The organism is Pseudochryseolinea flava, assembly GCF_003286915.1.
GTDB lineage: Bacteria > Bacteroidota > Bacteroidia > Cytophagales > Cyclobacteriaceae > Ohtaekwangia > Ohtaekwangia flava.
The window spans coordinates 252,576-263,554 of the sequence record NZ_QMFY01000009.1; the positions used below are offsets into that span (position 1 = coordinate 252,576).

The 10,979-nt window shown below is 45.6% G+C and carries 4 protein-coding genes, 2 tRNA genes and 3 rRNA genes; all 9 read left to right on the top strand.

All coding sequences use genetic code 11. From position 1 onward, the window contains the following. Nucleotides 1-168 precede the first annotated feature (168 nt). The 9 genes from DQQ10_RS17925 (at nt 169) to rrf (ending at nt 10,584) form a co-directional block, all read left to right on the top strand. Nucleotides 169-2,388 (top strand): RelA/SpoT family protein, encoded by a 2,220-nt coding sequence (locus DQQ10_RS17925; RefSeq protein ID WP_112748284.1) that lies wholly within the window; start codon nt 169-171, stop codon nt 2,386-2,388. A gap of 145 nt (nt 2,389-2,533) precedes the next feature. Further along, nucleotides 2,534-3,007, top strand: a complete 474-nt coding sequence (locus tag DQQ10_RS17930; protein WP_112748264.1) for a Fur family transcriptional regulator — start codon at nt 2,534-2,536, stop codon at nt 3,005-3,007. Nucleotides 3,008-3,013: 6 nt separating this feature from the next. Further along, nucleotides 3,014-3,343 carry an STAS domain-containing protein gene (locus DQQ10_RS17935; RefSeq protein ID WP_112748265.1) on the top strand — a complete coding sequence of 110 codons (330 nt, stop codon included), beginning with the start codon at nt 3,014-3,016 and terminating at the stop codon, nt 3,341-3,343. Nucleotides 3,344-3,366: 23 nt separating this feature from the next. Beyond that, a complete protein-coding gene (locus DQQ10_RS17940) occupies nt 3,367-4,650 on the top strand; it encodes an adenylosuccinate synthase (RefSeq protein WP_112748266.1) in 1,284 nt (427 codons plus the stop codon). A gap of 509 nt (nt 4,651-5,159) precedes the next feature. After that, a 16S ribosomal RNA gene (locus DQQ10_RS17945) occupies nt 5,160-6,681 on the top strand. 113 nt (nt 6,682-6,794) lie between these two features. Continuing rightward, nucleotides 6,795-6,868, top strand: a tRNA-Ile gene (locus DQQ10_RS17950). Between the two features lie 98 nt (nt 6,869-6,966). Further along, nucleotides 6,967-7,040 (top strand) — tRNA-Ala (locus tag DQQ10_RS17955). 388 nt (nt 7,041-7,428) lie between these two features. Beyond that, nucleotides 7,429-10,319, top strand: a 23S ribosomal RNA gene (locus DQQ10_RS17960). Between the two features lie 153 nt (nt 10,320-10,472). Continuing rightward, nucleotides 10,473-10,584: ribosomal RNA gene (gene rrf, locus DQQ10_RS17965) — 5S ribosomal RNA — on the top strand. The 16S, 23S and 5S rRNA genes sit together here with 2 tRNA genes alongside, the layout of an rRNA operon. Nucleotides 10,585-10,979 lie beyond the last annotated feature (395 nt).

Here is a 10,979-nt window from a genome sequence, read left to right on the forward strand (position 1 = left end):
GGCGGCATTTCTCCCGAACTTTATCGGGGGGTGCCAACATATCCCGGAAAAGGAGGCGCAAATTTATTGATAATTCGGAAATAAAGAAGACTTTGTTTATAAATTCCCTTTCGCAAATTGCAAAAGATTCGAAAAGAGAATCAGAACCCACAAAATCAAAGATTTTTAATGATGGTAATTGATGCTGAGCAGGAGAAAAAAGAGATCATCAGTCGATACAGGAGATTATTGCGCAAGGCAAAACCGATCCTTAAAGACGGTGATGCTAAACTTATAAAGAAAGCTTTCACTATTTCACTAGAAGCCCATAAGGATATGCGGCGTAAATCTGGTGAACCTTTTATTTTTCATCCACTTGCAGTAGCCGAGATCTGCGTTGAAGAAATTGGCCTTGGAACGACCTCTATTATATCTGCACTCATGCACGATGTAGTGGAGGATACCGATATTGAGTTGGCCGATATCGAACGACTGTTTGGAAAAAAAATATCCCGGATCATTGATGGACTCACCAAAATCAGAGGTGTCTTTGAATATGGCACGTCGCAGCAAGCCGAGAATTTTCGAAAAATGCTGTTCACGCTGTCCGAAGATGTTCGTGTGATCCTCATCAAACTGGCAGATCGCTTGCACAACATGCGAACGCTTGATAGCATGCCGCGCAACAAACAACTCAAGGTTGCCAACGAAACAATTTACCTCTATGCCCCGCTTGCACACCGCTTAGGGTTGAATGCAATCAAAACTGAGCTAGAAGATTTGTACCTCAGATTTACTGATCGGCCTGTGTACCATTCGATTGCTCAGAAAATCGATGCCACAAAAGCTGTCCGTAACAAATTCATTAAACAGTTTATGATTCCCATTAAAGAGGAACTCGATAAACTGGATGTGGACTATGAAATCAAAGGCCGTCCAAAATCGATTCATTCGATCTGGAATAAAATGCGAAAACAAAATATTCCTTTCGAGGAGGTTTATGATTTATTTGCCATTCGCATTATTACCGACACTGCCATTGAGCACGAGAAAGCGCTTTGCTGGCAAGTGTACTCTATTGTAACGGACTATTATACACCGAATCCGGATCGGCTACGTGATTGGATAAGTACACCAAAAGCAAATGGATATGAGTCGCTACACACTACTGTAATGGCCAAAAACGGTCAATGGGTAGAAGTGCAAATCCGCAGCAAACGAATGGATGAAATTGCTGAAAAGGGATACGCGGCTCACTGGAAATATAAAGACAGCAATACCACAGCGGAATCAAACTTAGAAAAATGGCTTCATCGCGTGCGCGACTTGCTCGAGCAGAACAACCACTCCGCACTGGATTTTGTTGACGATTTCCGCGGCAATCTTTTCTCTGAAGAGGTTTTTGTATTTACGCCAAAGGGTGAACTTAAAACACTGCCCTATGGCGCAACGGCCTTAGATTTTGCCTTCGAAATACACACACAAGTGGGATCTAAATGTATTGGCGCAAAAGTCAATAACAAGCTCGTTCCTATAAATTATGTGCTCAAGAATGGCGATCAGATTGAGATTCTCACGTCGGCGAAGCAAAAGCCACATGAAGATTGGCTTCGTTTTGTAGTAAGCTCGAAAGCTAAATCTCGCATCAAGGACGAACTAAAAGAGGACAAGAAGAAGTCGTCTGAAGAAGGGAAGGAGATTATTTTCCGGAAACTGCGACAATTAAAAGAAGAACCAACTCAGCCGCTACTAGAGCAAATGCGCGATTATTTCAAGGCAACCACGCATTTTGACTTATACTTCCGAGTAGGTGCAGGTTTTATCACCACGGCCGACATTAAAAAGTTTGTTGAGAACAAGCCAACCTCACCAATTAAAAGCAGGCCGAATCTCCAGGTGGCCGATGCCAAGACAATTGAACAGGAGATCACCAAAATTAAAGGTCGGTATGAAGACATTCTGCTAGTAGGGGAGGACATGGACGTGGTCGACTACAAACTTGCAAAGTGTTGTACACCAATTCCTGGCGACGACGTGTTTGGATTCGTAACCGTGAGTGAAGGAATAAAGATTCATAGAACAAATTGTCCTAACGCGCCAGAGTTATTGTCCCACCATGGTAATAGGGTAGTAAAAGCCAAATGGACTTCACAACACGAAGTTGCTTTTCTCACGGGGTTAAAAATTCGCGGCACCGATCGCGTAGGGTTGATCAATGATGTTTCCAAGATTATTTCTGAGGAATTGAAAGTGAATATGAGTTCGATGTCGATTTACACCGATTCCGGAATCTTCGAGGGCGAGATTATGCTGTACGTAAATGACACGCGCCACTTAGAACAGTTAATAGAAAAGATGCGCAGCGTGGAAGGCGTCGTGAAAGTAAGCCGCTTTGACTCGAAAGAATAAAATTCACATTTTGATCGCGCATCGTTCAGAAAATGAAGCGATTACTTTCGAAAATAGAGTGAAAATCGAATAGAACTTCGGTGTTCGTTTTTCGATGTTCGATATTTGCTTTCTATTCCTATCTTTGCCCCCGCTCAAGAATTTTATGGCATTAAATCCAAAGATTTACGAAGAAGTGAAGAAAATTTTCACAGCATACTTGGAAAGCAAGGAGCTGCGGAAAACGCCTGAACGTTATGCCATTTTAGAAGAGATATACTCCAGGGATGGACATTTTGATGTCGAGTCTTTGTATATCAGCATGAAAAACAAGAACTATCGTGTAAGCCGGGCTACGGTCTATAACACGCTGGATTTGCTGGTAGAATGCGACCTGGTAAGCAAACATCAGTTTGGAAAAAATCTTGCGCAGTATGAAAAATCATATGGCTATAAGCAGCACGACCATCTGATTTGCACCGAATGTCATAAAGTGGTGGAGTTTTGTGATCCTCGTATTCAGAATATTCAGAATACCGTCGAAGACATTCTACATTTTAATGTGCTTCATCATTCGTTGATTTTGTATGCAACGTGTACAAAATCAAATTGTGAAAATCGTCAGGCCGCAGCCAACTAAAAGCGTATGAATTTCAGCCACGAAGTAAAATCAGGAAAACTTATCCTAAAACTTTCCGGTGATCTCATCGGAGAAGACAATGGGGCATCGGTAATCGAAATTGTTAGCAATCAGCTACAACACGGCGTGCTCACGTGTATCGTAGATATCTCAGAACTACGCTATATTAATAGTAGTGGCATTGGTGTGCTTATCACAATACTGACAAAGTTCAGGAACAAAGGCGGAGAAGTCTATCTGATGAAACCGTCGGAAAGCGTTCAAAAGCTTCTGGTTATTACAAAATTGAACGCCATTTTTCAGGTGGTTCAGTCTGAATCAGAAGTCATTAAATAATCTAATCAGCAGGAATTAATTCGATGTCTAAGGTAGATGTTCTTTTAGGCCTTCAATGGGGAGATGAAGGTAAAGGTAAAATTGTGGATGTTCTGGCGCCCAAGTACGATGTGGTAGCCCGTTTTCAAGGCGGTCCGAATGCCGGACATACCTTGGAGTTCGATGGTATCAAGCACGTACTTCACCAAATTCCTTCTGGAATCTTTCGCGAGAAAACGCGAAACGTTATTGGTAACGGCGTTGTACTCGATCCTGTCATCTTTAAGGCTGAGATTGAGAAACTTGCCAAGTATAACCTGAACGTTAAGCAAAATCTTTTTATCTCGAAGAAAGCTACACTCATTCTTCCGACGCACAGATTATTAGACGCGGCGTACGAAAAGGCGAAAGGCGATGCCAAAATTGGATCTACTTTAAAAGGTATCGGACCGACATATCAAGACAAGATTGGAAGGCAAGGACTTCGCGTAGGAGATATTCTTTCAGCAGACTTTGGGTCAAGACTAAAGAAACTCACGGATATCCACTTTAAGATCCTGAAAGATCACGATGTGGCTTTCAATTGGAATGAATTGGAAGCACAGTTTTTAGACGCTACTAACTTTTTGAAAGAATTTAAATTGATTGAGAGCGAGTACTTCTTGAATCAAGAGTTGAAGAATGGCTCGTCGATCTTAGCGGAAGGCGCACAAGGCGCGCTCTTAGATATAGATTTCGGTAGTTATCCATTTGTAACAAGCTCAAACACAGTAACAGCAGGTGCTTGTACTGGCTTAGGCATTGCACCACGACACATTGGTGAAGTATATGGAATCTTTAAGGCGTACAGCACCAGGGTTGGCAGTGGGCCGTTTCCGACGGAGCTAAACAACGATGAAGGAGAACGCATGCGTAAGGAGGGTAATGAATTCGGCTCAACAACCGGAAGACCGCGTCGTTGTGGTTGGATCGATCTACCTTCTTTGAAATATTCTATCATGATAAATGGGGTGACACAGCTGCTTATGATGAAGGCGGATGTTTTAAATATTTTCCCAACAATCAAAATTTGTACAGCGTATCAACTCGAAGATGGCACCATCACAGAAGTTGTTCCGTATGAAATCGTGAATGAGAAAATAATTCCGATCTATACTGAAGTAAAAGGCTGGAATACGTCATTGCCCTCTACCGCAGAAGGAAGTTTGCCATCGGAATTAAACGATTATATAAAGTTTCTAGAAAGCAGGTTGAACGTTCCTATTACGTTGGTATCAACAGGTCCAGATCGTACGCAAACAATACACCGTACATTGGAAAAAGTTTAAAATATTTAGCTGGATCTTTTGCATCATAAGATCCAGCTATTACTTTTGAGGCCCTTTAGAAGAAAGGGGTTTAGGATTGAGAGATTGAGTGTTCGGAAAAAAAAGAAAAAAAATATTTTACCGAACGACTTGCAAAGAAAAAAAAAGCTACTACCTTTGCACTCCCAAAACGAAACAGGGCGCCGAAAACGGGAAGCGGAAACGGCGATATAGAATGGAAAGAGGATGTGAATTACGGAAGTAATGTACAGCCACAGTTAACAGGAAGCTTGTGATAAGCGGAGCGTTAAAATGTTCTTTGAATGACTGATAATTGATAGCGGACCAGCAAATACTGAAAAGTGTTTGTGGTCGTCAAGAAGACACTCAATAAAATGAAAGTCTTAACGATTCTTTAATAAAAGATCTAGGAGTTAAGGACAGACACCTATTGGGTTAGGAATCCGATCTGCGAAAGTGGATGGACAACACTAACCGGTTCATCGGGTAACTGATGGATAAAGATTATTACAATGGAGAGTTTGATCCTGGCTCAGGATGAACGCTAGCGGCAGGCCTAATACATGCAAGTCGAACGGTAAATATTATAGCAATATGATATGAGAGTGACGTACGGGTGCGTAACACGTATGCAACCTACCCTTTACAGGCGGATAGCTCGGGGAAACTCGAATTAACCCGCCGTGGTATAATTGAATGGCATCATTTGATTATTAAAACTCCGGTGGTAAAGGATGGGCATGCGTCTGATTAGTTAGTTGGCGGTGTAACGGACCACCAAGACGATGATCAGTAGGGGAACTGAGAGGTTGATCCCCCACACTGGCACTGAGATACGGGCCAGACTCCTACGGGAGGCAGCAGTAGGGAATATTGGTCAATGGATGCAAGTCTGAACCAGCCATGCCGCGTGCAGGAAGAAGGCCTTATGGGTTGTAAACTGCTTTTGCCAGGGGATAAAATGAGCGTGCGCGCTTAATTGAAGGTACCTGGTGAATAAGCCACGGCTAACTACGTGCCAGCAGCCGCGGTAATACGTAGGTGGCAAGCGTTGTCCGGATTTATTGGGTTTAAAGGGTGCGTAGGCGGTCTTTTAAGTCAGTGCTGAAATACTCCAGCTTAACTGGAGGGGTGGCATTGATACTGGAAGACTGGAGTGTAGTCGAAGTAGGCGGAATTGACGGTGTAGCGGTGAAATGCTTAGATATCGTCAAGAACACCGATAGTGAAGACAGCTTACTAGGCTACAACTGACGCTGAGGCACGAAAGTGTGGGGATCAAACAGGATTAGATACCCTGGTAGTCCACACTGTAAACGTTGATTACTCGCTGTGTGCGATATACAGTACGCGGCCAAGCGAAAGCGATAAGTAATCCACCTGGGGAGTACGCCGGCAACGGTGAAACTCAAAGGAATTGACGGGGGTCCGCACAAGCGGTGGAGCATGTGGTTTAATTCGATGATACGCGAGGAACCTTACCTGGACTAGAATGCCCTTGACCGATCCAGAGATGGATTTTTCCGCAAGGACAAGGAGCAAGGTGCTGCATGGCCGTCGTCAGCTCGTGCCGTGAGGTGTTGGGTTAAGTCCCGCAACGAGCGCAACCCTTATTCTTAGTTGCCAGCATGTCATGGTGGGGACTCTAAGAAGACTGCCTGCGCAAGCAGAGAGGAAGGAGGGGATGACGTCAGGTCATCATGGCCCTTACGTCCAGGGCTACACACGTGCTACAATGGCGTATACAAAGTGTTGCCAGCTAGCGATAGCGAGCCAATCACAAAAAGTACGTCTCAGTTCGGATTGCAGGCTGCAACTCGCCTGCATGAAGTTGGAATCGCTAGTAATCGCGCATCAGCAATGGCGCGGTGAATACGTTCCCGGACCTTGTACACACCGCCCGTCAAGCGATGGAAGTTGGGAGGACCTGAAGACAGTTGTTGTAAGACGCTGTTTAGGGTTAAACCGATGACTGGCGCTAAGTCGTAACAAGGTAGCCGTACCGGAAGGTGCGGCTGGAACACCTCCTTTCTGGATGTCACTCAAGAGTGACACAGATAACCTTAACTCTGCAAGACCTTAAATGGTCCGCTATCAATTACGTTATTCGAGATTTATTTGAGGAATAGAAGGACAAACAATCCGGGCTTGTAGCTCAGGTGGTTAGAGCGCTACACTGATAATGTAGAGGTCCGTGGTTCGAGTCCACGCAGGCCCACGCCTACGCTTAAAGCTTCATAAGTGATTAATCACTGGAAGAAGTTGGTAGCGTAAAGAAAGGGCAGTGCGTGAAAGAGCACCGGAAGGAAACAATCAGGGGGATTAGCTCAGCTGGCTAGAGCGCCTGCTTTGCAAGCAGGAGGTCATCGGTTCGACTCCGATATTCTCCACTTAAGGAGCTTAAAAGTGAAAGCTTAAAGCGGAAAGTGAAAAAGAAAACGCTGTTCATCAGTTGGATAACAGTGAATTGAAAAATTGAAAGAGGTAAAACGGCTAACGCTGAATTATCAACGAAGTACGCTCCGCGATCGGGCCATCAGAGGTGAGCCACCTCCGGTCACATTGTCGGGAATAAGTGTACAGAAGAGTTCATTGACATATTGAGAAAAGAGTAGTAAAAAGTAAAGAAAATAGCGATTGATATCGAGAGATATTGATCTAGGTAGTGGGCGTGTATATGCGATAGCATCATAATATACATGTACAATATTTAAAGAGCGAGCACATAGGAAAATCCCAAACTCTAGAAATAGAGGATTAGGTGTAAAGAATTCGTTAAAAGAAGTAATGAAGGGCGTACGGGGAATGCCTAGGCTCTCAGAGGCGAAGAAGGACGTGATAAGCTGCGATAAGCTTCGGGGATTCGCAAATAGAAATTGATCCGAAGATTTCCGAATGGGGCAACCCATCATACTGAAGGTATGATACACCGCAAGGTGAGCAAACCCAGGGAACTGAAACATCTAAGTACCTGGAGGAGGAGAAAACAATCTAGTGATTGCGCAAGTAGTGGCGAGCGAACGCGCAAGAGCCCAAACCGGTTCAGTTACGGCTGGATCGGGGTTATAGGACCATAACATCGACTACACTATTAATTTGAACGGCGTGGGAAAGCCGGCCATAGAAGGTGAGAGCCCTGTAAGAGTAAATTAGTGTTACGTAGTGGTATCCTGAGTAGGGCGGGGTCGGAGACGCCCCGTTTGAATTTGCCAGCACCATCTGGTAAGGCTAAATACTCCTGAGAGACCGATAGTGAACCAGTACTGTGAAGGAAAGGTGAAAAGAACCGTGAACAACGGGGTGAAATAGAACCTGAAACCGTACGCCTACAAGCGGTCGGAGCTCGGTAATCGAGTGACGGCGTGCCTTTTGCATAATGAGCCTACGAGTTACTGTCACTGGCGAGGTTAAGCAAGTAAACTTGCGCAGCCGGAGCGAAAGCGAGTCTGAATAGGGCGCATAGTCAGTGGGAGTAGACGCGAAACTTTGTGATCTACCCTTGGTCAGGATGAAGTTCCGGTAACACGGGATGGAGGTCCGAACTAGTAAACGTTGAAAAGTTTTTGGATGAACTGAGGGTAGGGGTGAAAGGCTAATCAAACTGAGAAATAGCTCGTACTCCCCGAAATGTTTTTAGGAACAGTGTGGAGGTTGAGTTTTATACAGGTAGAGCTACCAATAGGACTAGGGGGAGTCACATCCTACCAAATCCTGATGAACTCCGAATGGTATAAAATATACTCTGCAATGAGGGCATGGGTGCTAAGGTCCGTGTCCGAGAGGGAAAGAACCCAGACCTGCAGCTAAGGTCCCAAAATCTACACTAAGTTGAACTAAGGCGGTTCAGTTGCTTAGACAGCCAGGATGTTTGCTTGGAAGCAGCAATTCATTTAAAGAGTGCGTAACAGCTCACTGGTCGAGCGACAGAGCATCGATAATAATCGGGCATCAAGTGTAGTACCGAAGCTCAGGATTTAGCAGCAATGCTAAGTGGTAGGGGAGCATTCTAACAGCGGCGAAGCATCATGGTAATGTGGTGTGGAGCAGTTAGAAAAGCAAATGTAGGCATAAGTAACGACAAGGCAGGCGAGAAACCTGCCCACCGAAAGACTAAGGGTTCCGCGGCAATGTTAATCAACCGCGGGTAAGTCGGGTCCTAAGCGTAAGCCGAGAGGCGAACGTGATGGCCAACTGGTTAATATTCCAGTACTACCGTATTGAGCGATGGGGTGACGGAGGAGTGAAAGTTCCGCGCCCGGACGAATGTGGGCGTTAAAAGGTGTAGGTATAGGACGAGTAGGTAAATCCGCTTGTTTTGCTGAAACCCAACAGTACACAGAGGCTTCGGCCAAAGTGATAGAGAACGTAAGCAGACTTCCAAGAAAACCCCCTAAGCATATTGATATGGTACCCGTACCGTAAACCGACACAGGTAGTCGAGGAGAAGATCCTAAGGTGCTCGAGTGATCCATGGCTAAGGAACTAGGCAAATTAACCCTGTAACTTCGGGAAAAGGGGTGCCTCCCTAGCTTGCTAGGAGGTCGCAGAGAAATGGCCCAGGCGACTGTTTAACAAAAACACATGGCTATGCGAAATCGAAAGATGAAGTATATGGCCTGACACCTGCCCGGTGCTGGAAGGTTAAGGGGGGAAGTTAGCCGCAAGGCGACGCTTTGAACTGAAGCCCCAGTAAACGGCGGCCGTAACTATAACGGTCCTAAGGTAGCGAAATTCCTTGTCGGGTAAGTTCCGACCTGCACGAATGGTGTAACGATCTGGGCACTGTCTCAGCCATGAGCTCGGTGAAATTGTAGTCACGGTGAAGATGCCGTGTACCCGTCACGGGACGGAAAGACCCCATGCACCTTTACTATAGCTTCGCATTGACATTGGGTAGACAATGTGTAGGATAGGCGGGAGGCGTCGATCCTGGGCCGCTAGGTTCAGGGGAGTCAACGGTGAAATACCGCCCTTTGTTTATCTGATGTCTAATCCGCCTTCGGCGGAGACAGTGCGTGGTGGGTAGTTTGACTGGGGTGGTCGCCTCCGAAAGTGTATCGGAGGCTTTCAAAGGTATGCTCAGTACGCTTGGTAACCGTACGTGGAGTGCAATAGCATAAGCATGCTTGACTGTGAGACTGACAAGTCGATCAGGAACGAAAGTTGGATATAGTGATCCGGTGGTTCTGTATGGAAGGGCCATCGCTCAAAGGATAAAAGGTACGCTGGGGATAACAGGCTGATCTCCCCCAAGAGCTCACATCGACGGGGAGGTTTGGCACCTCGATGTCGGCTCGTCACATCCTGGGGCTGGAGAAGGTCCCAAGGGTTAGGCTGTTCGCCTATTAAAGTGGCACGCGAGCTGGGTTCAGAACGTCGTGAGACAGTTCGGTCCCTATCTGTGATGGGCGTAGGAAGTTTGAGTGGCTCTGACCTTAGTACGAGAGGACCGGGTTGGACTAACCGCTGGTGTATCGGTTGTGGCGTCAGCTGCATCGCCGAGTAGCTATGTTGGGTCGGAATAAGCGCTGAAAGCATCTAAGCGCGAAATCCTCCACAAGATGAGACTTCCATTAAGGGACGTCAGAGATGATGACGTTGATAGGCTGCAGGTGTAAAGTCAGAAATGGCAAAGCTGAGCAGTACTAATTACCCGAACGCTTCGAAGTCCAGTACAATCTTGCAAAAGGGTTGTACTGGCAAAGCAACGAACTACTATGTGCTTGCTTAACTCACTACACTATTTTGTTTACTTCCTTTCTATTCTTTTTTCAATCGTGTCAAAGATATTACCAGATGATAAGTTGATCATCTGAAGACCTTAAGGTGACTATGGCGGCGGGGATCACCTCTTCCCATTCCGAACAGAGCAGTTAAGCCCGCCAGCGCTGATGGTACTGGGATAAAACCTGGGAGAGTAAGTCGTTGCCTATCTTTTACTCCTAAAAGCCTTGTAGTGATACAAGGCTTTTTGCATTTACGCCATCACCTGAAATATGACATTTCCTTACAACTTTCCGAATAAAGCACCCGATCGAACCCCAGTATCTAATCCTTGTTAAGCGTTCAATCAATTGAATGACAATGTTGAGCCACACTGAGCATGACTAGATCCGCCACGCAGTAATGGATAGTCTGAGTACGTTCGCGTGCGTGATTGCGGTTGCTGTCGTTAGGGAATGTTCTCCGCGTAGGAGGGCGAGTGACTATTTCGCTAAGTGTGACCCACCTATTTCGGTAATGATCTGACCCACCTTTTAGCTGCGTGGATTTGATGGTTCTAAGCTAGTGTTTTTCGGAAGAGTTTTTTAATGATTTTTTTCTTAACG